The 24,091-nt window shown below is 44.0% G+C and carries 13 protein-coding genes; 6 read left to right on the forward strand and 7 right to left on the reverse strand.

Annotation, left to right across the window (positions count from 1 at the left end; genetic code table 11):
* Positions 1–17: 17 nt before the first annotated feature.
* Both LYNGBM3L_RS30910 and LYNGBM3L_RS30915 read left to right on the forward strand, forming a co-directional pair.
* The gene (locus LYNGBM3L_RS30910; RefSeq protein ID WP_008190705.1) at positions 18–773 is read left to right on the forward strand and encodes a 5'-methylthioadenosine/S-adenosylhomocysteine nucleosidase family protein; all 756 of its coding nucleotides are present in this window, start codon (positions 18–20) and stop codon (positions 771–773) included.
* Positions 774–858: 85 nt separating this feature from the next.
* A complete protein-coding gene (locus LYNGBM3L_RS30915; protein ID WP_008190706.1) occupies positions 859–2,010 on the forward strand; it encodes a SpoIID/LytB domain-containing protein in 1,152 nt (383 codons plus the stop codon).
* Here LYNGBM3L_RS30915 and LYNGBM3L_RS44695 read toward each other — a convergent pair.
* Entirely contained in the window at positions 1,982–2,143 is a 162-nt protein-coding gene (locus LYNGBM3L_RS44695) for a hypothetical protein (RefSeq protein WP_154659976.1), read from the reverse strand. The two genes, LYNGBM3L_RS30915 and LYNGBM3L_RS44695, sit on opposite strands and share 29 nt — an antisense overlap.
* A gap of 181 nt (positions 2,144–2,324) precedes the next feature.
* Here LYNGBM3L_RS44695 and LYNGBM3L_RS35175 point away from each other — a divergent pair, with 181 nt between their 5' ends.
* Positions 2,325–3,422, forward strand: a complete 1,098-nt coding sequence (locus tag LYNGBM3L_RS35175) for an endonuclease/exonuclease/phosphatase family protein (protein ID WP_008190710.1) — start codon at positions 2,325–2,327, stop codon at positions 3,420–3,422.
* Between the two features lie 186 nt (positions 3,423–3,608).
* On the opposite strand, the gene LYNGBM3L_RS30925 is transcribed toward LYNGBM3L_RS35175, so the two are convergent.
* Complete coding sequence (locus LYNGBM3L_RS30925; protein WP_008190711.1) at positions 3,609–4,979, reverse strand: hypothetical protein; 1,371 nt, start codon at positions 4,977–4,979, stop codon at positions 3,609–3,611.
* A 373-nt stretch (positions 4,980–5,352) separates the two neighbouring features.
* Between LYNGBM3L_RS30925 and LYNGBM3L_RS30930 the strand changes: the two genes are divergently transcribed.
* From LYNGBM3L_RS30930 to LYNGBM3L_RS30940, 3 genes are all read left to right on the forward strand, one after another.
* Positions 5,353–5,847, forward strand: a complete 495-nt coding sequence (locus LYNGBM3L_RS30930; RefSeq protein ID WP_008190716.1) for an NAD(P)H-quinone oxidoreductase subunit N — start codon at positions 5,353–5,355, stop codon at positions 5,845–5,847.
* Between the two features lie 140 nt (positions 5,848–5,987).
* Complete coding sequence (locus LYNGBM3L_RS30935; RefSeq protein WP_008190718.1) at positions 5,988–6,593, forward strand: vWA domain-containing protein; 606 nt, start codon at positions 5,988–5,990, stop codon at positions 6,591–6,593.
* Between the two features lie 119 nt (positions 6,594–6,712).
* Positions 6,713–7,156, forward strand: coding sequence for a salt stress protein, Slr1339 family (locus tag LYNGBM3L_RS30940; RefSeq protein ID WP_008190720.1), 444 nt, complete (start codon positions 6,713–6,715; stop codon positions 7,154–7,156).
* A 141-nt stretch (positions 7,157–7,297) separates the two neighbouring features.
* Here the strand turns inward: LYNGBM3L_RS30940 and LYNGBM3L_RS30945 are convergent, their stop codons facing one another.
* The 5 genes from LYNGBM3L_RS30945 to LYNGBM3L_RS30965 all read right to left on the reverse strand — a co-directional run bounded on the left by LYNGBM3L_RS30945 (position 7,298) and on the right by LYNGBM3L_RS30965 (position 23,781).
* Positions 7,298–8,623 (reverse strand): oligosaccharide flippase family protein, encoded by a 1,326-nt coding sequence (locus LYNGBM3L_RS30945; protein ID WP_044495610.1) that lies wholly within the window; start codon positions 8,621–8,623, stop codon positions 7,298–7,300.
* Positions 8,624–8,705: 82 nt separating this feature from the next.
* The gene (locus tag LYNGBM3L_RS30950; protein ID WP_008190724.1) at positions 8,706–9,563 is read right to left on the reverse strand and encodes a sulfotransferase family protein; all 858 of its coding nucleotides are present in this window, start codon (positions 9,561–9,563) and stop codon (positions 8,706–8,708) included.
* A 54-nt stretch (positions 9,564–9,617) separates the two neighbouring features.
* On the reverse strand, positions 9,618–13,757 hold the full coding sequence (locus LYNGBM3L_RS30955) for a non-ribosomal peptide synthetase (RefSeq protein ID WP_008190726.1): 4,140 nt from the start codon (positions 13,755–13,757) through the stop codon (positions 9,618–9,620).
* Positions 13,758–13,958: 201 nt separating this feature from the next.
* Positions 13,959–17,165, reverse strand: coding sequence for a non-ribosomal peptide synthetase (locus tag LYNGBM3L_RS30960; protein WP_008190728.1), 3,207 nt, complete (start codon positions 17,163–17,165; stop codon positions 13,959–13,961).
* A 7-nt stretch (positions 17,166–17,172) separates the two neighbouring features.
* Positions 17,173–23,781, reverse strand: coding sequence for a non-ribosomal peptide synthetase (locus LYNGBM3L_RS30965; protein ID WP_008190729.1), 6,609 nt, complete (start codon positions 23,779–23,781; stop codon positions 17,173–17,175).
* Positions 23,782–24,091: the final 310 nt, after the last annotated feature.

A 24,091-nucleotide genomic window follows, 5' to 3' on the forward strand; every position in this document is an offset into this window, starting at 1 on the left:
TCCAGAAAGGCGGATAGATGAACCTTTCCCAACTAACTATTCCGGTCACGATCATTCTTGTTCCCCAAGGAGCAGAATACCAAGCAATTTGTCGAGGAATCAAGCAGATTACTGGTCGTCCATTACCTCGGATTCTATCTATTCCGATAGGGGCAGAGCCTGTAACTCAGTATCTAGAAACATGGTTACAAACTACAACAAATTTGCCCCAACACTCCCAACCTCAAGTACTGCTAATGGGATTGTGTGGCAGCTTATCTCCTAACTATTCCGTTGGTGATATTGTTGTGTATAACGATTGTGTTGCTATCCAGCGAAACCAAGATAGACCTCAAGCACTGGTGCAACAGTGCTGTAGCCAACTGACTAACTTAGTTCAGCAGCAACTGGGCAACAAGGCTAATTTAGTCAGAGGATTGAGTAGCGATCGCATAATTTGGTCTAGTTTAGAAAAGCGTCAACTCGGTCAGAGCTACCAAGCTGATGTAGTTGATATGGAAGGATTTGCTACCCTATCGGTACTTAATGCCAAAGGATTTGCTGTAGCAATGGTAAGAGTAATTAGTGATGATAGCTATTACAATATCCCAGACCTCACCCCAGCTATTAGTGCTGATGGGTCACTGAAACCCTTGCCCTTTGCTATCGGTATGGTAAAGCAACCAATAGCTGCTACCAGACTAATTCGAGGTTCCCTACGAGGGTTGAAAGTCTTAGAGGAATTAAGTATTAGACTTTTCTCTAACCGTCAAGCCTCAACAACAGAAGCCTGATTGGAACAACTGGGAGTAAGATTGAATCGCTGTTAATCAGGAAAATAAGATTCGTCTTCGTATAAGTAATCAGTAATTAGTGAATATGGCATCAAAAGGCTTTCCCATCTTTATTGTATCTATGCTCAAGTCAATCATTGTTCTAGGAGGGCGTCATTGGTGGCTCTCTTTTTTAGTCTGGATGGTTCTAATCGCACCAGTTCAGGCAGCGCTAGAACTGCGGGTAGCGGTTGAGCAAGGTGTGAAACAGGTAACCTTGGGGAGTTCCACCACAGCCATTGTCCGAGATGGGACAGGTCAAGCCGTGGGAAACTTAAACGCCATGGCGGGTATGACTGCGGAAACTAACGGTAGTGGAATTAAGTTAGGTCAGTGGCAAGGGAAATCCCTCTGGATTGAACCGAAAGACAATGGTTATGTTTGGATAGGCGATCGCTGGTACCGGGGACGCACTCGACTGGTTAGTTCTGACAATAAGTTAACAGCAGTCAACCATGTTGATTTAGAACACTATCTCTATAGTGTGATTGGTGCAGAAATGAGTCCCAGTTGGCCGATAGAAGCCTTGAAAGCCCAAGCAGTAGCGGCTCGTTCCTATGTGCTCCATCAGCGGAGCAAATCCAAGAGTGATATCTATGATGTAGGGGATACCCAGCGTTGGCAAGTTTACAAAGGTCTAAATAGCGAAACAGTAACCACCCATCAAGCGGTTAATGCCACAGCGGGACAGATAATGACGTATGGTAATAAAGTGATTCTGGCTGTTTTCCATGCTGCCTCTGGAGGACATACAGAAAATGTAGAAGATATTTGGTGGAGTGAACCCATTCCTTACCTACAGGGTGTACCTGATTACGATCAGGGCACACCAGTCTACCAGTGGACAAAAACTTTTTCTGCTAGTCAACTGAGCCAGAAGATTCCTGGTGTTGGTAATATTATCGCCATGACCCCAGTGGAGAGGACACCCCGAGGCAGGGTGATCACTCTTAAAGTAGAAGGCAGTAGGAATACAAAGACTATTAAGGGCAAGGAATTACGCAAAATCCTAGGTCTGAAAAGTAGGCTGTTTACGGTGTCTAAAACCGAAAATGGTTTCCAATTCAACGGTCGTGGTTATGGTCACGGATTGGGGTTAAGTCAGTGGGGAGCCTACAACTTATCCCGTCGGGGATTGAATTACCTACAAATTTTGAGTCACTATTATTCTAGTGCTCAACTATCCCAGATGGATTGATATCAAATAGCAAAGGGAACAGCGGATCTGGGAATAGGGAATAGGGAGTAGGGAGTAGGGAGTAGGGAGTAGATAACTTCAGATCACGAAACTTCTGAGAGGTTGTCTGAGAAGTCTCATTTGCTACATCCAAGCCCCCGTTGGTCCCCCAATTCTGGGGGACTTTTAGAAGCAAATTGACTCTTCCCCCAAAGTTGGGGGGTCAGGGGGGCAAAATTCAGTATCAAAAAACTTGGGAGATATCCTCTGAGTTCCCTGTTCCCTACAATCCACAACTTTCGTAACTCACCCTATTTAAAACGGCTATCTACTTTATGACTACCTCAAATTATAATCCATTAGTTAAGGTATTAAACAACTGGATTTTATCACTATTCATAATCTTAACTATTGTTGTTACCTTACTCTCCATAACTAGCTATTTTTTTAGAGATAACATCTACTTAGAATTCACTACTAATTTTAAACATCAATATCTGGGATTAGGGGCGTTACCATTAAGTTATTTTGCCCTAACTCGCCGCAAACGTTGGTTGATAGTCACGTTATTTTGCTTATTGATTAACTTGACAGAAATCATTCCTTGGTATATACCTAAACTAAGCTTTGGCGCTTCCGGTGAACCCATGGGTCTGTTTCTGTTCAATGTCTCGTTTTCCAATACCCAGTATGGTGATGCTATTGCTCTGGTGAAAGAAGAAAAGCCGACTATTGCTGCTTTTTTAGAAGCTAAAGACCCTTGGCCTAAACAATTAGAAGCTTTAAGAGAGGTTTTACCCTATAATATCAGTATTCCAGAACTTCAGATTGAAGTATACAGTCGTTTACCATTACAAGAATCAGAAATTCTGGAATACGGAAAATCTCGTGGTCTGGTCAAATTAGATTTAAGCATTGCTGGGGCAGACGCTTCAGTCATTGTTACTCACTCCTATCCACAATTTTATTTTGGAAAGCAAGAGGATTTTGGAAACCAAGGGGATTTTGGTAAGCAAGGGGATTTGGAAAAGCAAGGTTGGCAGTGGCGCAATCAAGATTTAGAAGAGGAGATTGGGAATTATATCAGACAAATTGAAAAACCAGTGGTGCTAATTGGTGATTTAAACGTTACGATGTGGTCACCCTACTATAAAAGTCTAATTGAAAGTTCGGGATTGCGTGACGCTCGTGCTGGGTTTGGGATTCTACCAACTTTATCAAAATTTTCACCAGCCAACCCTTGGTTAGCTATTCCTGTAGACCACTGTTTAGTCAGTCGAGATGTTAAGGTGATCAAGATGAGAACTGGCCCTGATCTTGGTTCCGATCATCTCCCGGTAATTACTGATATAGCGCTACGGGCAAGTCAGAAGTCAGAAGTCAGAAGTCAGAAGTCAGAAGTTAGAAGTCAGAAGTTAGAAGTTAGAAGTTAGAAGTTAGAAGTTAGAAGTCAGATTTTGAATCAAATCTGAGTTACGTCACCGCCTCGTTCGCACAGCGTGGCCGTTCGCGTAGCGTGGCCAAAAGGCCAAAAGGCCAAGGCCAAAGCCTGTGCCACAAAGCTGACCACTGACAGCTGACCACTGACAGCTGACGGCTGACGGCTGTCTGCTTAGTAATTAGTGATTTATATCAAGATTCTGAGTAGCTCCTAACTCTAAACGCTGTTCCCACTCCCCATCAATTTGATCTTTCCTTTCGATATCCTGATCCAATAAATCCTTCTCACTGCTATAAACCAAATCTTCTTCCCGAATCACATTTTGAGCGGCAAACTGTTCCGCATAGGCAATCTTGTTCTGTAAAGCAACATCCGCCTGATTAAGTGCGATCGCATTTTCCTGCCGTTCTCGATTCTGAGTTCTAATCTGCTCCTTTTTCCACTGAACCCAGAAATATCGAAGCAACGGTATGGCCAAGAATCCTACGCCATAAGCCAATAACAGAGGGTAAATTAGCTCCACAAATAGTACAAATCCCCCTAGCTGTGCAGCAATCTCACCCCCCTGCAACAGGGAACCGAGGACTAATGCTAGAACAAAGTTTACACTCCCTAACCCAATTGCCAGCATAATCTGCTCACTCCTTGCCTGAGAAAACTCCCATATCTTGGCACGAAGATAAGCTGGCACCGGTTGTTGATTCTGTTTGGCAGCAGTTGTCTGCAATTTAGGGAAGTGATAGACAATATCCCCTGACGGGCTAACTTCTGGGCGTCCGTCGAATCGGATTAGTACCGGTAACATATAGTCTTCAGACTCCCGCTGGTAGCTTTCTCCAAGGTCATCAAGATAGGGAGCAATCTGTTCAGCTGCCACAGCCCCCCCGGAATTGCGAATCACAGCACCAATGGTTTGCCAGCGACGTTCTTCTAAATCACTATTGGGATTGCCATCACCAAACAGAAAGGAGAAGACAGCTTCTAAAAAATTCATCTCATAGTCGTCATCCTGGTTATAACGGGAATTTCGCCGTCTCGAGCGATAATTACTGTGGGAGTAAGATGGGTTGAACCACCTATACAGATCCGGTCCAATCCAGAAACGAGGCAAAAACAGGATTCCGCCGCCACCACCAGAACGTCTATTTCCTCCTCCGCCTCCTCCGCCAGAATCATTGTCACTGCCAGCTTTGAGGCTCAGAACAATAAATGCGATCGCAACAATCATCAACACAATCGAAAGCACTAGGAAAATCCCGAAAGAAATCCGAATCAGGTAAAACAGAACACCCCAAACCTTTTCCCACCATGCTTGCAACCGTAGCTTTAAGAACTTGTTGCGGAGAATAGCGCGAAAGTTTTTGGGAAACAGATAAGCAATATCCCCTGACTCTGCTACTTGTAAATGTCCACCTACTTCCGAGGCCAAGACAAGTAAACCTTGCTCGGCTTGATGGATGTTTAAACCCACTTGGGCAGCAACATCCCCAACAGTGACGCGGTAGTCTAGCTGCTCAACAGCTTTCATGATGCTGGGTAAGGGAGCCATAATTATGTTTTCTAATACTTAGTTGCGATCAAAGATAATAGCTTTATCAAACAGAACCGTCGGACAGGTCGGACATCACCGGACCGGAAAACATACTATGTATCCATGGGATACTATCAATGCCATCTGCTAGATCTATGTAAATTTCCCTACTATCTCTAGTATAGTTTTTTTTGAATTTGGCAATTTTGAGCAGGTTTTTTTATACTGAAATCCTTATTGATTCTTGAAAAGCGGTCAGATTTGTGCTGCTGTTGCCCCACTTCCAATACCTTGCCCTCTTGCCATCACCTTGGAGGTAATTTGCCAACAGTCCCTTATAATAGGAGGCTGACAGGAGTTAACAAAACTTAAGGGAGAAGCAGAGGTAGCAATGGCACTGATCACCACCGGCAAGTCATTCATCCGGGCACTAGAAAAGTCTGGTGCATTAGCAGTTTATGCACCATTAGAAGGTGGGTTTGAAGGTCGTTATCAGCGGCGTTTGCGGGCTGCTGGCTATACCACCGTTTCCATTACTGCCAAAGGACTAGGGGATCCAGCTGCTTATCTCACTGGAATTCACGGTGTTCGCCCTCCTCATCTGGGCAAGAAAAATATGGGTAAATCAGCTGCAGTCGGTGATGTTTACTACCTGCCGCCCTTGGTAAACTACCAACTGTCAGCCCTATCTCCCAACTCTAAAGGGTTGGTGCTGTGGATTATTGAAGGAATTATTCTATCTAGTCAAGAAGTTGAGTATTTAACGACATTGCCCCAGCAAGAACCACGAGTAAAAGTAATCCTAGAGATGGGAGGGGATCGTGCTTTCCGTTGGCAACCCCTCAAAGAGACAATGCCCGGACTAATTTCTGTAGCCAATTTCTAGTATCAGTATCAATGATGTCAGCTATCAGCTATCAGCTGATAGCTGAATGCTGATATTTCTCGATACCCAACCCCGTGAGTAGTCAAAAATGATAAGTTTGATACCCTAGAGGTGTAGGATGATAGTGGGTAAGACTAGCAATGCTCGAACAACGTGACTACACCTTAATCATCGATAAAAGTGGCAGCATGTCGATTAGGGATCAACTGGCTGGCAAAAGCCGTTGGCAAATGATGCAGGAGTCTACCCTTGCTTTAGCCAGTAAATGTGAAGAATTAGATCCAGATGGCATCACGGTTTATGTATTTGCTGGTCGCTTTAAACGCTACGACAATGTAACCGCAGATAAAGTCCTACAGATATTCCAGGAAAATGAACCATCGGGACGCACGGATTTAGCTGGTGTTTTACTCGATGCCACCAACGACTATTTTAAACGTAAGGCTAGTGGCCAAACCAAAGAAAATGGAGAAACTATCTTAGTCGTCACTGATGGGGAGCCTGATGAACGGAAAGCTGTGATGAAGGTGATCATAGAAGCATCACGGCGTATTGATGTCGATGAAGAACTAGGAATTTCCTTCATCCAAATCGGGAATGATCTCCAGGCAACTAAATTCTTAAAAATATTAGATGATGAGCTGCAAAATGCTGGGGCTAAGTTCGATATCGTAGATACCGTAACTATTGATCAGATGGAGGATATGACTCTCACTGAAGTTTTGATCAATGCTATTATTGACTAAAGGATTAGCATAGGTTAGTGGGATTTCTCCCGTCAGGGTTCGAGGTGCTTTAAGTTAACTGTTTCAAAAATATCCCTCAACAGTTAACAAGGTAATAGGAGACCAAAGTCGTGGAATCAATGGATGACTTGTTAGCCCAACTCAAAGCTGAGTATCAACAAAAAGATGCTGGTGTTCAACCGCAAGAAAAACCTCTTTTTCAGGAACAACTAGTTGATTTGCCACTAACTGATCCACCAACCAGTGAATCACCAGCGAAAATACCTGATTGGGTATCTACTGCTCAGGATCGGGAGCTGGCTGAGATGAGAACAGAGTTTGAGAACAAAGACCAAGAAGAGGCTCTCAAACAACAGCAGGAACTAGAAGCTGAACAAAAACGAGTTCAGCAGCAAAAACAAAAAGAACGAGAAGCCCTGACTCAGCAAGCGACTGAGTGGCTAAAAAACTTAAGTCCAAACTCAGCTGAAGGCTTATGGTTTGAAGAATTTTCTGATTCCTATCCCTCCAAACTGGAGGCAGCAATTGATTATTTGCAAGCCTTAAAAGAAACTCAGTCTTGAGTGCAAGACTCCTCAAGTATCATCTGCAGGTGCCTAAGAGCAAATTTTTTTAATTATAATGATTATCTTAATCGATGTTATTAGTTCTGTTACATTTTGAAGTGCGGAATGTGGCCAGTAATGCTTAATTCTCCATGGTTTTCACAGGTCAGGGTGCGGAATGAAGAATATAGGACTGAGTTCTAAGTACCTCACCACAAGAACACTTAACCAAATATTCCACAAGGCAAACGTTATTGCAGTAGATAGTGCTGCCCCAATCATACCAAATAAAAGAATACCAATTCCATTCAAAACAACATTTAAACCCGCAGCTGTCCCATATACAATCAGGGCTTGATTTTGATGTCCCGTCATGATCATCAGGAAAGCAGCTGAGCCACACAGAGAATTAACTAACTGCCCCATAACCAGAATCAAGAGCGTCCCATTTCCACTGGCAAACTCTGGTCCAAAAAGACTCAAGATTGCTGGGGCAAATAGGATGAGGAAAACAGCGATAAGGAGGGAAGGCCAGAAAATCCAAACACTGGCGGTGGAAATAGCCTGTTTTAATCCAAGGCGATCGTTCTGTTTATATAATCGAGCAAATTCAGGGGCGACGACCATAGTGACCGTTTGTAGCACAAAGCCTACCCAAAGGGATGTCTTAGTTGCTACCTCATAAACTCCCGCCTGTTGAGGCCCCAATAGGGAACCGACCATAATCACATCAGTTTGCTGTAGGATAATGCCAAAGCCATTCATTAACCACAGTACAACACCGACCTTCAGCCAATCTCTGTAGGCATAAATTGGTTCGGCTTGCTCTACACTCTGGTTTAATCTCTCCCCAATTAGCCACAGTTGACCTAGTACAACAACGAGGATGACCAGTAGATTAATATCAATAATGCGAACACCAGACAGGTCACCAAATTCCTCGAAAACAACAAAACCACTGACTAAAATCAACACAGGGACAAAAATATAATATGGGGTATAGGCGAGGTTAATGTCTCCTAAAGCTGTAGCTGTTTCCCTTTGTAGCAAAGTCAAAGCAAACAGAGGAACGAGCCAAATCCCGATTGTTAATGGGTTAGCGTAGATAAAACGGTGATAGGAGTTAAGTCCAAAAATTAATCCTGTCCCCACCAAAGCAATGGCAATTCCTAACAGCAAATTTATCACCCAACTGAATCTAATAATTCCTCGCAGTAAACCCCAAGACTGAGTAACATTATACTCAGAAACAAACCGCAAAACAGTATGAGGCAAGCCCAAACACGCCAATATACTGAGTAAAAAAGTTAGAGAAAAAACATAAGCGTAAATTCCATATTGAGTCTCTCCCATCCAACGAGCTAGGCAGATTTGTAACAGATAAGTTAGGATAAATCCTGTCACTCTGATCACAATTGCAATAACTGTGCTTTGGCCTAGGGATTGTAATTGTAGACCTTTAGAATCAGAAAACGTTTTGGACATTAAGTTAACAAAGGGTTTGAGCGCAACTATGACCATAAAATCCTTTGCGTAGTCTACCGTAGGGACGTAACTACGAACTATTCTAACTAGATTTTAGCCAAAAAGAAAGTTTATCGTATTTCTCAAATAAATCAGGGGGTAAAACTGTATTACGAGGCACAAACTCAACTTTTTTACGCACTTTATGGAGACCTGGTAATCCTAACTTGGAATCAAATTCTGGTTCGTCATATTCAACATGTTTAAAATTATGCTCAAAGGGTGCTTCTCCTAAAAAATTATAAATTTTATGAAGGGTTTCTGTTGGTTGGTTCGTTAGTAAATCATATTCTACCAACAACAACTTATCTGAATATTCGCCATAGTAGGCTTCTTTGAGAGCGTTATAAGCCATACCAACCATATACTGATTTTGCCCTAGTTTTTGGGTACGGTCGTAGACAGTAGCAGATTCACTAAAGTCTGCAAATAATCCTGAAATAACCCAAGGATTGCTTCGCACTAAACGTTCTAAGCTATCCATAATCCAAGCCACATTACGGACGCAACAAATGACTTTAGCTTGGGGGAAAAGTTGATCGATTAGGGGTAACTGGGCGCACCACATACGGCTGGTATCAATAACCAGTTGCCCTTGCTGAATTTGAGGTTGATAATAAGCAGCAAAGACTCCCAGTAACAAGTCTTTTTTTTGTTGTTGTGAAATGAAACTGGCCAGTTCATTTCGACTCATGCCTTCTAATAACCGTTGAATCAGACCAAACACTGGGGTACTCATGGTGGCATGAAACCGAGGATTTTGTCGAAGAATAGCTGAGAGTAAGGTTGAGCCAGATCTCGGCAGCCCAGAAATAAAATGGATCTCAGTGGGGAATTGTAAACCATCGAAAGATTCAGAATGTCCGGTCTGAGAAATATTGTTATCTACAGAAATACTCATCGGTTTAAATCACAATTTCTCTTGCAATCCCCACCTGTATTGCAATGGGGTGCTTCAATTTAATAATGTCGTTCGTAGTGTTTGGGCAAGCACTTCAACATTAGGCTCTTGAAACATAGTGGTATGATTCCCAGGAACCCAGTGGAGTTCGGTGCCTCCAGTTACTAAGTCTGCCCAGCCTAGACTAGCATCTTGGGCGTTGGCTGCTTCTCCTTCGGTTGCCTGGAAAAGAATCCCTGTGCCATTGTAAGGCTTAGGGGTGTAAGACATTAAACCTTTAAGATGCCCTCTGAACACTTCCAGTAACCGTTTAACCTGTGCTACACCAAAATCAGGGGGAATTTTTTGGGCTGTTTTTACCTGTTCAATTAAATGGCACAGTTCCTCCTCCTGACTCAGATTGTCCAAGGTTTTCAGGGTCTCTGGTAAATCAGGGAGATGTCTTTTAAATAAGCGAACCAAGAAGATAACATCATCATCCATGGTGTGAGCCTCTTCTCGATCGATGGGGTCAGCAATGTTCATATCAATCAGGATGAGTTTAGACACTTCATGTCCCTGACTTTGCAGTTGTTGTGCCATCTCAAAGGCAACTACTGCACCAAAACACCACCCTCCAATCTGATAAGGTCCTTGGGGCTGAACGGTCTGCATCCCTTGTATGTAATGGGCGGCCATGTCTTCAACTCGATCGTAGGGTTTTTGATCCCCATCCAATCCCAAGGACTCTAGAGCATAAAAGGGGAACTCTGGGGCAAGATAGCGGGCTAATTCTCGATACCAAACCACAGTTCCAGCCCCTGGATGAACGCAGAAAAAGGGAGGCTGGACTCCTTTGGGCTGTAAAGGGACTACCGTGGATCTTGACCACTGGGACGAATTCCCTTCCTTACTCAAAAGCGCGGCTAGATGTTCCACTGTCCCTTCCTCAAAGAGGACCGATACCGGTAGTTTTTGACCAAACTGTTGCTGAATACGACTGATCAAACTAACCGATAGGAGTGAATGCCCCCCAAGGTCAAAAAAGTTATCTTGAAGTCCAATAGGAGCCACATTAAACAGGGATTCCCAAAGTTGCACCAACTCTAACTCTAAAGCAGTACGAGGCGGGATTTTCCCCCCGTTATCCTCAAGACTTAGGCTTGGTACAGGTAAAGCACGACGGTCTAGCTTCCCGTTGGCACTCACGGGTAAAGAGTCCAAGGTCACAAAAACACTGGGAACCATGTAATCCGGCAGTTTTTCTTTCAGGAATTGCCGTATTTTTGAGGGGGTCACGGTTGTGCCTTGGGGATGGGTGACATAGGCAACCAATTGGGGATTCCCTGGGCTATCTTCCCGTACAACCACCACCCCTTCTTGCACTTGGGGATGTTGACCTAAAACAGATTCAATCTCACCCAACTCAATGCGAAAGCCTCGTAGCTTCACTTGATGATCTATGCGTCCGAGATACTCCAAATTCCCATCAGGTCGCCATCTGGCCAAGTCCCCCGTTTTGTAAACTTGCTCCGTTTTATCCCAGAGGTCGATGGTGATGAATCGCTCTTTTGTTAAGTCAGGTCGATTCAAATAGCCTTGGGCTAACCCCACCCCAGCAATACACAGTTCCCCTGGTATGCCCACAGCCACAGGTTGATTGTGACAATCGAGGATATAAATGCGGTTGTTGGCAATGGGTTGACCAATACTTGGTAAATCTTCCCACGCCTCCACTGATTTCGGTAAACTCAAAGCTGTCACTACATGACTTTCGCTCGGTCCATAGTGATTGTGTAACCGACAATCGGGTAAAGCCTTAAAGAAAGCCCGAATTGATGGGGTAATGCGCAGTTGTTCTCCAGCAGTAATGACGTGCTTTAAGGACAAGGGTAGCCCTTGGGTGCCATAGTCTGCCAAATGTTGTAAAGCCACAAAGGGCAGATAGAGGCGATCGATCTGGTGTACTGATAAATAATCCAGTAATGCAGAAACATCTCGGCGGGTTTCATCCCCAATCAACACCAATTCACCACCGGTCGAGAATGTACTAAAAATTTCTTGGAATGAAACATCAAAGCTTAGGGTTGTAAACTGTAAAGTCTTGGCAGGTTGATCTAAACCCGGTACACTACGTTGCCAATTGATTAAGTTAATCAAAGCCCCTTGAGGCATGGCAACCCCTTTGGGTTTCCCCGTGGAACCAGACGTATAAATGACATAGGCCAAGTCATGGGGTGTCCTTGCTAAAGTGGGGTTTTCCATCCCACAGTGAGCACTTCCAGGCTCAATCCAGGCTTCGGTAAAAGATAAGGTATCCAGACAAAGAACTTGACAGGAATGCTTCAACTCAGTCAGGGGTAAATGCTTGGTTAGTGTAGTTTGAGTTAATAAGACTGGAGTAGCTGCATCTTCGATGATCAAGCGAATTCGCTCTTGGGGATAATTGGGGTCAATGGGAACATAAGCCCCACCTGCTTTGATTACCCCTAACACACCAATAATCATGTCCAAAGACCGTTCCAGGCAGATTCCGACCAAAGTATTAGGCCCAATAGCTTGGTTTTGGCGTAGATAATGGGCTAGTTGATTGGCTTTTTGATTCAGTTGTTGATAACTTAAGCGATCGCTGCCAAAACTTACTGCAATTCCGTTAGGGGTTTTAAGGACCTGTTGCTCAAATAAATCAGCGAGTGTTTGTGGGGGATAATCACAGTCTGTGGAATTCCAAGTTTTTAGTTGTTGAATTTCTTCTGGACTCATCAACGAAAAGCTATGAATACCCTGTTCAGGATTCTCTACAATCCCATTGAGTAACACGCTAAAATGTCTTGCCATCCGTTGAATGGTCTCTGGTTCAAACAAGTCGCTATTATAATCCCATTCTCCTTTTAAACCCTGCTGGGTTTCTTTCATCAATAGGGTCAGATCGAATTGAGTAGTAACATCTTCCCATGGCCAAGGACGAATGGTCAATCCCTTAAGGGTTAACTCTTCCATTGGTGCATTGTTTAAGGTAAACATCACTTGAAATAAGGGATTATGACTCAAAGAACGGTCTAACTGCAATTCCTCCACTAACTTCTCGAAGGGTAAATCTTGATGAGAATAAGCCTCTAAAGCCGTTTGTCTAACCCTGCTCAAAAGCTCTTTAAAAGTAGGTTTTTTTTCTAGGTTAATTCGGAAGACAATAGTGTTAACAAAAAAGCCAATAAGCGCTTCTAATTCATGATGATTACGATTGGCAATGGGAGAACCAATCGCTAAATCCTCTTGATTACTATACCGTGATAGTAACACTGAAAAAGCTGCCAAAAGGGTCATAAATAAGGTTGTTCCTGACGATTGGCTTAAGGTTTTTAGCTTCTCAGTTAAATCTCGATCAATTTCAAAAGATTCAGAGCTTCCTCGAAAATGCTGGACAGCTGGACGAGTTTTATCGGTAGGGATTTCTAAAACTGGAGGTATTCCTGCTAATTTGTCCTGCCAATAATTCAGTTGTTGATCTAGGTTGGTTCCCTGGAGCCATTGACGTTGCCAGTGAGCAAAATCGGCGTACTGAATCGCTAATTTGGGTAAAGAGGGAAGTGTTCCTGTACAATAACTTTCGTACAATGTGGATAATTCACGAGTAAAAATACCCATCGACCAGGCATCACCAACAATGTGGTGCATCACCAATAATAAGATATGATATTGGTGATTCAACCGTATAATTTTACCTCTTAATAAACTATCGTGTTCGAGGTTAAAAGACTCTTGTAATTCTTCTTTAGCTAACTGTTTTACTTTTTTTATCTGTTCTGAAAATGGTTGATAGTCTAGATCAATAATCGGCAAGTTTATATGTGCATTTTGCGTTATGATCTGCACAGGTTGGTCATCAATGATACGAAAATTGGTTCGTAGAACTTCATGGCGTTGTATAATCTCTGTAATGGCTTTCGTCAAAGCATCAGGATTAAGATCTCCTTTCAATTCTAAATATAAAGGAACATTGTAATGAGAACTTTGTTCTTCCAGTCGATCGAGAAACCATAATCGAGTTTGAGCAAAAGATAGGGAAATAGGTTGTTCCCTTGAGACGGGTTTAATTGAGGGGTTCTGTTTTCCCTTTTCTATAACTGATTTTTTTTGTTTCTGCCTCAGTTTTTGCAACACCAGCTCGCGCTTATCTAATGGGAGATTTTCCAGCCGTTTTAGTAAGTCACTCATCAGTTTTTTTGATTAATTAAATTAATATAAACAAGTTTTATGATTATTAATTACTGATTTAGTTTTAGCGGTTTATAGTCTACTAAGGTACAGATTATTTTCTATCTGTTCCCTGTTCCCTCTTCCCTGCTCCCTGCTCCCTGCTCCCTACTCCCTATAAAAAAGTACCTCACCTAATTTAAAACCGCTGTAATATAATTACTAATTATTCATTAGTAATTGTTCATCCACTTCATCATCTGACAATTCATTAACCTCATTTAAAATCTGCTCTAGGTCATCCAGTTCTGATACTTCAAATTGCTTCTCAATCACTTTCTCTCCCAGTTCGAGAATAGTTGGATATTCAAACAAGCAACTCACAGGTAACTCAATAGAATAGGCTTCTCGAACTCTTGAAATTACTTGAGTTGCTAACAGAGAATGTCCTCCCAATTCAAAAAAGTTATCGTTGATACTAACCTGTTCTATCTTTAAAACTTCACGCCAAATGGTTGCCAATTCAGTTTGAGTAGCGGTGCGGGGCGCGACAAAATTTCCTCCAAGATATCTCTGGGATAAGTCGGGGGTGGGTAAAGCGCGACGATCGATTTTACCATTAGGAGTAAGGGGTAATTTTTCTAAAAATACAAACCCTGAAGGAATTTTGTATAGAGGGAGTTGCTGTTTACAGAAGTTGCGGACTTGAGTCCGATCGAGTTCCGATTTTTGAGTAACAAGATAAGCCACAAGGCTGTGATTACCAGGAGGCTTTTCATAAGCCATTATCACTGCCTCTTTTACCTCTGGATGTTGAGTTAAAACTGCTTTAATCTCTCCAGGTTCAATGCGAAAGCCACGAATTTTAAGCTGGTGATCAACTCGCCCTAAAAACTCGATCGTTCCATCTGGCAAATAATAACCTAAATCTCCTGTTTTGTACAAACGTCCTTCTATTTCTGGACTAAAAGGATTAGAAATAAATTTCTCTTGAGTTAACTCAGGACGGTTTAAATAGCCTTGGGCTAACCCCACCCCACCAATGTAAATCTCTCCTGCTACACCAATAGGAACCGGTTCCAAATGAGAATCAAGGATGTAAGTCGTTACATTGGGAATGGGACGACCAATAGAAGGTTTCTCTTCATCTCCACTCACCACGGCAACGGTGGCGCAAACGGTTCCTTCAGTAGGGCCATAAGCATTCAAAAAACGACGACCTTTACCCCACTCTTTGACCAGTTGACTTGTACAAGCCTCTCCAGCCACAATCAGAGTTTTCAAAGCTGATAAATCATCGGGTGGTAAAACAGCTAACGCTGACGGTGGTAGGGTAACATGGGTAATCTTGTGCCGATTCAAGGTTTGCACTAGGTCTGCCCCTGGCAACAAAGACGTTGAATGCTCTAAAACGAGAGTTGCCCCAGCCACCAAGGTCACGAAAATTTCTGAGACGGAAGCATCAAAACTCAAGGAAGCAAATTGCAGGACTCGACTGTGAGGCTGTATCTCGAAGAGGTGTTTCTGTCCATGGGCTAAGTTACATAATCCTTGGTGTGTAACTAAGACTCCTTTGGGTTTTCCTGTGGAACCGGATGTATAAATGACATAAGCTAAATGATTAGCATCAATGCTGGAAGTCAGGTTGTCTTGACCATGGGTGCGAATTAAGTCTCGCTCTGTATCCAAACAGATAATCTGTGCTTTGTGGTCTGGCAAATTCTTGACTAAAGTCTGTTGAGTCAGTAACACACAGAAGTCAGAATCATTAAATAGATAATCTAAGTGTTCCTTTGGATAGGTTGGGTCTAGAGGGACATAAGCACCCCCAGCTTTGAGAATTCCCAAAATCCCAATGATCGCTTCCACTGATTTATCAACACAAATTCCTACTAACTCCCCTGGTTTTACTCCCAAAGATTGCAAGTAGTGCGCTAGTTGATTGGCCTCATGATTCAATTCAAAATAAGTTAATTGTTGCCCTTCATACACCACTGCAACTGCATTAGGGGCTTTATTCACCTGCTCTTCAAAGAGGTGATGAATACATCGATCCCATGGATAATCTTTTTCTGTTTTATTCCATTCAACTAATAGTTTGAGCCTTTCTTCTGCCGTCAATATGGATACTTGATCAAGTTGCCGTTGGTGGTTTTGTCCTATCTCCACCAATAAAGTATGAAAATGTTCCATAAGGCGGTTAAGGGTATTGGCACTAAAGCGATCAGTATCGTAGAGTACTTTGATTGATAACTCTACACCAGGAACTGCCACCACCGTCAGAGGATAATTGGTATGTCCAAACCCCCGAAACTCCCCAACGTCCAAACTTCCTTTCTGTTGGGACTCTTTCATGGGGTAGTTTTCAAACACCAAAATGCTTTCAAATAAAGGCGTTCCCTGGGGGACATCACTCAGGGTTTGAATGTCAGCCAGGGGATAGTAGGCATATTGCTCTTGTTCAATTTGTTGGGCTTGTAATTCCTTGAGCCATGGTAATAGCTCAGTTTCCCTGGCAACCTCAACCCTGGTTGGCAAGGTATTGATCAATACCCCCACCATGGATTCCACCTCCGGTAGAGTTGTAGACCTACCAGAAACCGTTGCACCAAAGATAATATCGGACTCTCCACTATAACGGGATAGTAAAATTGCCCAGGCTCCTTGCACCACAGTATTGAGGGTTAAATGATGCTGTCGAACTAACGATTGTAGTTGGTCGGTATTCTCTGGAGATAAGGAGAAGCGTTGTTCTTGGTGGCCTTTGGTTTGTTGTTTCCCTTGATTAACCCTGATGACTGTGGGAGATTCAAATCCTTGGAGTTTTTGCTGCCAAAAGGTCTTGGCTTGTTCTAGGTCTTGTTGTTTTAACCAACTGATATAGTCTCGGTAGGGACGTGGAGACTTTAGGTGTAAGGCTTCTCCTTTAATTGTGGCTTCATAGAAGGCAAAGGCTTCTTGAAGAACGATCGCCATCGACCAGCCATCGAAGAGGATGTGGTGGTGACTCCAAAGCAATTGATAGGTTTGATCACCCAGTTGGATCAAATTCAACCGCATGAGGGGGGCTTGTTCTAAATCAAACCCAAGGCGACGATCACTGTCTAATAAGCCTTCTAAACGATACTGTTGCTCTTGTGCTGTCAAATCTTGCCAGTGGTGGTATGTCCAAGGGAGTTCCACCTGTTTGTGTACGACTTGTAAAGGGTCATCCACTTCTTCCCAATAAAAGGAACTCCTTAACACAGGATGGCGTGCCACCACTTGCTGCCAGGCTTGTTCTAACACTGCACCTTTCAATGTTCCTTTGATTGTGCAGAGTAATTGCTCGAAATACACCTCCGACTCCGGCTCATACACCGTATGAAAGAGCATTCCCTGCTGCATGGAAGACAGTTCGTAAATCTCTTCAATGTTTTTGTTCTCCATGATGAGACTACCTCCGCTTCCGCTTATTCATTCTGGACATCAGTTTGTCAAGCTGTTTTTGATTAAGATTACTGGCTGAAAAGTCCGAAGGCGTATAGCCCCCAGTATCGGGACTTTGACAGTGTGTAATCAGGGTTTCCAAGGCTTGGATAAAGCCATGGGCTAACCCTTCAATGGTGGATTTTTTATGAATGCGATCGCTATAGGCAAAGGTCATCTCTAGCTTCCCTTCACTGACAAACCCACTCACCCCTAATAAATGACTCCGGTAGCTCCTGGGACTCTGCTCAGATTTTAATTCTTTAATCACGCCCAACCCAGTGGAGGTGGAAAGCATTCTCTCCAGCTGACCTAAGTAATTAAAGCTGACAGGGGCTGGCTTTAAGGCTGCTAATTCTTGCTTTATCCCCGAATCCTGATGCAGGTATCGCAACACCCCATAACCGATGCCTCCTTTTGGAATACGACGGAGTTGCTCTTTAATGGATTTCAAAGCTTCTCCAGGATCTTCTAAAGATTCTAGAGTTAACTGTACCGGAAACAGGGTGGTAAACCAACCCACTGTCCGAGATAAATCTACATCCTCAAATAAGTCTTCCCGTCCGTGTCCTTCAAGGTCAATTAGGAGGGAAGGCTCCCCTGTCCATCCACCGAAACTCTGCACCAAAGCAGTCAGTAGCACATCATTAATGCGGGTGTTATAGACCGATGGCACATCCTGTAACAGGGCGCGGGTTAGTTCCTCAGCCAAAGCAATGGACACCTTAGCGGTGGATGCGATCGCTTTATTCTCTTGCTCTGCTGGGTCACCCGGATAATCCACAGGTAATTCAGGCTGGTTAACCTGACCCTGAGATAACCAGTAACTGAGTTCTGTTGCCAGTTTTTGGGAAGCTGCATAATTTACCAATTGGTTTGACCAGTCTTGAAAAGCAGTGGTCTTAAGGGGTAATTGAATCTCTTCCCCCCGATCGATCTGTTGGTAAAGGGTTCCGAGATCTTCCAGTAAAATCCGCCAGGAAATCCCATCTACAGCTAAGTGATGAATCACCAATAACAAATAGTCAGAGTGGTCTTGCCCACATTGAAACCAAGTCACCCCAAGGAGTAAACCAGAAGACAGATCTAAACTGGCTTGTTGTTCGGCTTCTTTCTCCTTCAGTGCTGTAACTTGTTCTTCTGCTGTTAACTTAGATAAGTCAACAATCTCAACGGGAGTGGGTTGATCGGGTTTAGTGTTCCTTTGCTGCCAATGTTCTTTTTCTTTGACAAACTGTAAGCGTAAACTGTCATGATGGACCAGTAGATGACCAACAGCCTTTTCCAAAACCTCAGCTTTGAGGTCTAAAGTCACGTGCAAGAGGATGGACTGATTGAAGTAATGGGGATCAGGCAAATTCTCTTGGAAAAACCACTGTTGGATGGGAGTCAAAGGCACCATCCCTGTGACCACGCCTTGATTGGCTTCAACTTTACGGGTGGTTCCCACCACTTCTGCTAACTCAGCAATGGTTTGATGTTGGAATAACTGTTTAGGGGTAAACTGTAACCCTGACCGTGCAGCACGGGCAATCATCTGGATACTGACGATGGAATCTCCCCCCAGTTCAAAGAAGTTATCGTGAATCCCCACTTGTGCTATTCCCAACACTTCCGCCCAAATCTTCCTTAAGTGCCCCTCAATCCAGGTAAGAGGTTCCTCAAGGTCTCCCAGGCTCCCCAAATTCAGGCGTTCTGGTACTGGTAAAGCCCGATGGTTGACTTTCCCGCTAGGGGTTAGGGGCAAGGCATCTAAGATCACCAGGCTAGAAGGAACCATGTAAGGTGGAAGTGTCTGTTTGAGCATCTGACTCACTGCATTGATCTCAATCTGACCCTTGTCGTGGGGCACAACATAACCCACCAAACGTTTATTCCCTGGGGTTTCTTCCCGGGCAACCACCACAGATTGAAAGACTTGGGAATGTTGGTTGAGGACTGCCTCAATTTCTCCCAACTCAACTCGGAAGCCCCGAATTTTAACTTGATTATCCAGGCGACCCAGAAACTCTAGGTTTCCGTCTGCTCGGTAACGCACCTTATCCCCAGTTTTATACAGACGACTGTTTGAGTCTTGATTGAAAGGGTCTGAAATGAATTTTTCTTGAGTCAAGTCTGGACGATTGAGATACCCTCTAGCCACCCCTGCACCGCCAATGTGCAATTCTCCTGGTACACCCACAGGAACTGGCTGTAAGGATTCATCCAGCACGTAAGTCTTGGCATTGGGAATTGGTCGTCCAATGGCAATGGGTTGTCCTTGCTGTGGTTGGTTGACCAACTGACTAACGGTTGCGATCACTGTTCCTTCTGTGGGTCCATAACTGTTGACAAGGGTTACAGAATCCCCAACAAACTCTAGCCAGAGTGAGACTTTTTCCGGTAAGGCACGTTCTCCACCGATAATGACTAACCGTAATGATTCTGGCAATACCAGACGCTCCTGGGTTAGTTCGCTACATAGTAAATGCCAGTAGGCTGTGGGAAAATTCCACACTGTCAACTGTAATCTTTGGGACTGATCCACGAACTCAGGGATGGATTGAATCATCTCTTCTGTCCGTAAAATCAAGGTTGCCCCCTGAGTCAGACAAGGATAAATCTCTTCGGCTGCGGTGTCGAAGCTAATGGAGGCAAATTGGAGAATGCGATCGCTTTTGGTGATTTTGTAGGTAATCACCGCAGCTTGGGTAAAATTCACCAACGATCGATGTTCAATCATCACCCCTTTGGGTTGTCCCGTCGAGCCAGAGGTATACATCACATAAGCTAAATCTTCTGGAGTGACTGTACTTTCTGGGTTTTGTGTGCTGTATTGGCTAATAACATCCTGTTGAGTATCAAGACAAACCACTGCCATTGGATGTTCTGATTTTAGGGTTGACCACTGCTTTTTGGTCACTAAAACTGACACCTGTGCATCATTGACCATATAACTCAAGCGCTCTGATGGATAGGCTGGATCCAGGGGAACATAAGCCGCCCCTGCTTTGAGAATGCCTAACAATCCAACAATTAAGTCTAAGGAGCGATCGATACACAATCCCACCAAAGTTTCTGGTTTAACTCCCAAGGTTTGCAGGTGTCGCGCCAGTTGGTTGGCTTTAGCATTTAATTCCCCATAGGTTAAATGCTGCCCTGCAAAGCTGACAGCAACAGCTTCTGGGCTATTTTGGACTTGGGCTTCAAACAGGTGGTGAATACATCCGTTAATAGAATATTCAGCCTGGGTTTGATTCCACTCCACTAATAGCTGATGTTCTTGCTCTGGGGACAAGATTGGCACTTGAGACAGTTTCTGACTCGGATTAGCCACAATCCCTTCTAACAAGATTTGGTAATGTCCCATCATCCGTTCAATGGTTGTACCATCAAACAGGTCGCTGTTGTATTCCCAGATCATGGTAATTCCTTCTTCTCCCTCGGCTGTGGAACCTTGTCCCACTCGTTGTTCAGACCTAGGAATCGTCACCACATCAAGGTCGAATTTGGCAGACTGATTACTCAGTGCCTCATACAAACTCATCTCCAGCCCTGGCAGTTTCAAGTCTGATAAGGGAGAGTCATGGAAGCTAAACATGACCTGGAATAAGGGATTATGACTCAGATCTCGCACTGGATTGAGAGCGTCTACCACCTTGTCGAAGGGCAGGTCTTCATTAGCGTAACCTTCTAGGGTCACTTGACGAACCCGATGGAGTAACGTTCTGAAACTGGGGTCTCCTGATAAATCAGTGCGCAATACCAAATTATTGACAATCATGCCAATTAACCCTTCCGTGCCAGGGATGCGTCGATTGGCCACTGCCGTACCCACGTTGAGGTCGTCCCTTCCGGTGTAGCGGTGCAATAGGGTCAGGAAGGCTGCAAACATGGTCATAAATAAGGTCGAACCTTCTTGACGACCCAGACATCTGAGGTCTTGACACAGGTGCAAAGGTAAATCAGTTCTAATGGACGTTCCTTGATAAGTCTGCTCTGCTGGTCTAGGTCGATCGTAGGGTAATTCCAGAAGGGGGGCACTCCCTGATAAAGTTTGTTGCCAATAAGCCAGTTGTCGTTGGGCAGCTTCTCCTTTGACCCACTCCCTCTGCCAGTGGGCAAAGTCCACAAATTGGAGGGTGGGTTCGGGAAGGGGGGATAGATCACCGGTGGAGAAGGCTTTGTATAGTTCCACCAATTCACGAAGGAAGATATTAAACGACCAACCATCATGAACCATGTGATGTTCCACGTGAAGCAGAATATGGTCTTGAGGACTCAACCTTAAGAGGGTCCACCGGACGAGGGGCAGTTGAGTGAGGTCGAAGGGTTTTTGAAGTTCGACATCCAGATGTCCTTGGATTTCTGAGTCTTGATCGCTTTCTGGCAATGCCTGGAGGTCAACGACTGGTAATTGGATGGAGGGAGCAGGGTGAATAACTTGAAAAGGTCGCCCCTCCACAGCAGGCAGAGTGGTGCGGAAGATTTCATGGCGTCTGACTATCTCCGTGAGGGTCTTTTCTAAAACACTCACATCAAGTTGGCCTTTAAATCTTAGGGTTGACTGAAATTGGTAAGCTCGATTGGGTGCTAATTGTTCGATGAAGTAAACCCGTTCTTGGGCAAAAGAGACGGGCAAATTGCCTTCCCTTACCATCGGTTGAATGGCAAGCAGTTGGGACTCTTCTTGTGAGGTCTGTGCTTGTTGAATGAGTTGGCTCAATTGAGCGATTGTGTTTGCTTCAAAAAGGTTATGAAGCAGTAACTTCACCTGGAAAATATCCCAGATTCGGGTGATAATCTGGGTGGCGATTAGAGAATGTCCTCCTAAATCAAATAAGTTGTCATGGATCCCGATCTCCTCAAACCCTAATATCTCAGACCAAATGGAAACTAATTTTTCTTCCACGCCGTTACGAGGGGCAACCCAAGGGACATCCAAATCTGGGCGAGTTTTTGGAGGGGCAGGAAGCACTTTGCGATCGACTTTCCCGTTAGGAGTTAGGGGTAATTTCTCCAATACTACGAAGGCTGAGGGGAGCATGTAGTCTGGTAATTTTTCCTTTATCCATTCCCGAATTTCACTGAGGACGGGTCGTTGATCACTGGGAACAAGATAGGCGACTAAACGCTGATCCCCAGGGAGCTCTTCACGAACGACTAGGACGGCTTCTCCTATAGTGGGATGTTGGGTCAGAAGTGCTTCAATTTCCCCCAATTCAATCCGAAACCCACGAATTTTGACCTGATTATCAATTCGCCCCAAAAATTCGATGTTGCCATCGGGCAAGTAACGAACCAAATCTCCAGTTTTGTATAAGCGTTGTTGTTCAGGTTTCTGAGGAGCTTCTTCCAGTGCTGTGGTGAAAGGATTAGGAATAAACTTAGCTTCCGTTAACGCCTGACGATTAAGATATCCTCTGGCTAGACCCTCTCCTCCTAGGTATAGTTCTCCAGGAACTCCTACAGGAACTAACTGACGAGCCTGATCTAGCACGTAAAACTGTGTGTTGGAGAGAGGTCTTCCAATGGGAATATTGGTGGCTCCTTCTGGGACTTCTTTGACAAGATACCAGGAAGAGAAAGTCGTATTTTCTGTCGGCCCGTAAACGTGGAGTAAACGTTGGGGAGGATTGTTTCTGAGGACTTCTTTAACTGACTGAGGATCCACAGCTTCTCCACCAAATAAAAGAGTCTCCAGATTCTGGAAGACCTGGGGAACTGTTCTAGCTACTTGATTGAATAAGGCGGTAGTTAAGAATAATACGCTAATGTTTTGTGTCTGGATTTGTGCTGCTAGGTCTTGGGGTGAAAGAAGAATATCCTTTGGAAGTCCCACCAGTTGAGCCCCTTGAAGGAGAGCTCCCCAAATTTCAAAAGTGGCTGCATCAAAGGAAATATTAGAGGCTTGGGCAACTCGGTCCCTTGGGCTTAACTGAATATAGTTTGTGTTAATCACGAGGCGATTAACTGCCCGGTGAGGCACGGCAACCCCTTTTGGTTGACCTGTGGATCCAGATGTATAAATGACGTAAGCCAGATTCTCTGAGGTGGTGGTGTTGGAGAGATTCTCCTGACTGTGCAGGTTAATGGCATCTCTTTGAGCCTCTAAACAAACCACTCTTACTTCTTGCTGCTGAGTTTGCCCGAGTCTTTCAATTAATTGCTGTTGAGTCAATAGGACTTTGATCTGAGCATCTTTAATCATGTAGCTCAGACGCTCTGTTGGATAGGTGGGATCTAGAGGAACATAAGCTCCCCCTGCTTTAAGAATGGCCAAAAGTCCCATGACTATTTCAGGCGATCGTCCCACACAAATCCCCACCAACACTTCTGGACCAACCCCCAGAGATTTCAAGTGGTGGGCTAATTGGTTAGCTTGGGCATTTAATTCTCGATAGGTTAACTGCTGATGTTCAAAGCTGAGTGCGATCGCATCAGGAGATTTCGCAACTTGCTCTTCAAACAATTGATGAATACACCGAGCCTTTGGATAATCTGTCTGGGTATCATTCCATTCAACCAGTAACTTATGCTGCGCATCGGTTGTTATAATCGGCAGATTTTGTCCTTTACTATAGTTTTTTTCAGACATAACTTTTAAATCCAGGGTAAACGCATCTAACTTAAGTAAGTTTTACCAAAAAAACATTAGCTATATTTTTTAATTTTAGCTAGTCATCATCAAGCTATTGCAGCTGACTAAAAATTTTCCTAGCCTCCTCCATTAGTTACCGAAATAAATTTTAACTCGTCAATGTAGACGGCTAGTCTGGACTATTATGCTTATTTCCTTCGACAAAAATTGACTGATAATTCTCTAGTTAGTTACTGGTAGATTATAAAATTATGGCTCTTCCGTACTTGTTATGCTAAATTAACACTTTGCCAAAGGGAGCAGGGAG

The organism is Moorena producens 3L, from assembly GCF_000211815.1.
GTDB lineage: Bacteria > Cyanobacteriota > Cyanobacteriia > Cyanobacteriales > Coleofasciculaceae > Moorena > Moorena producens.

What these genes read in the sequence shown, in the direction of transcription:
- LYNGBM3L_RS30910 (WP_008190705.1), top strand. Translation starts at nt 18, where the DNA reads ATGAACCTTTCCCAACTAACTATTCCGGTCACGATCATTCTTGTTCCC.
- LYNGBM3L_RS30915 (WP_008190706.1), top strand. Translation starts at nt 859, where the DNA reads ATGGCATCAAAAGGCTTTCCCATCTTTATTGTATCTATGCTCAAGTCA.
- LYNGBM3L_RS35175 (WP_008190710.1), top strand. Translation starts at nt 2,325, where the DNA reads ATGACTACCTCAAATTATAATCCATTAGTTAAGGTATTAAACAACTGG.
- LYNGBM3L_RS30925 (WP_008190711.1), bottom strand. Translation starts at nt 4,979, where the DNA reads ATGGCTCCCTTACCCAGCATCATGAAAGCTGTTGAGCAGCTAGACTAC.
- LYNGBM3L_RS30930 (WP_008190716.1), top strand. Translation starts at nt 5,353, where the DNA reads ATGGCACTGATCACCACCGGCAAGTCATTCATCCGGGCACTAGAAAAG.
- LYNGBM3L_RS30935 (WP_008190718.1), top strand. Translation starts at nt 5,988, where the DNA reads ATGCTCGAACAACGTGACTACACCTTAATCATCGATAAAAGTGGCAGC.
- LYNGBM3L_RS30940 (WP_008190720.1), top strand. Translation starts at nt 6,713, where the DNA reads ATGGATGACTTGTTAGCCCAACTCAAAGCTGAGTATCAACAAAAAGAT.
- LYNGBM3L_RS30945 (WP_044495610.1), bottom strand. Translation starts at nt 8,623, where the DNA reads ATGTCCAAAACGTTTTCTGATTCTAAAGGTCTACAATTACAATCCCTA.
- LYNGBM3L_RS30950 (WP_008190724.1), bottom strand. Translation starts at nt 9,563, where the DNA reads ATGAGTATTTCTGTAGATAACAATATTTCTCAGACCGGACATTCTGAA.
- LYNGBM3L_RS30955 (WP_008190726.1), bottom strand. Translation starts at nt 13,757, where the DNA reads ATGAGTGACTTACTAAAACGGCTGGAAAATCTCCCATTAGATAAGCGC.
- LYNGBM3L_RS30960 (WP_008190728.1), bottom strand. Translation starts at nt 17,165, where the DNA reads ATGGAGAACAAAAACATTGAAGAGATTTACGAACTGTCTTCCATGCAG.
- LYNGBM3L_RS30965 (WP_008190729.1), bottom strand. Translation starts at nt 23,781, where the DNA reads ATGTCTGAAAAAAACTATAGTAAAGGACAAAATCTGCCGATTATAACA.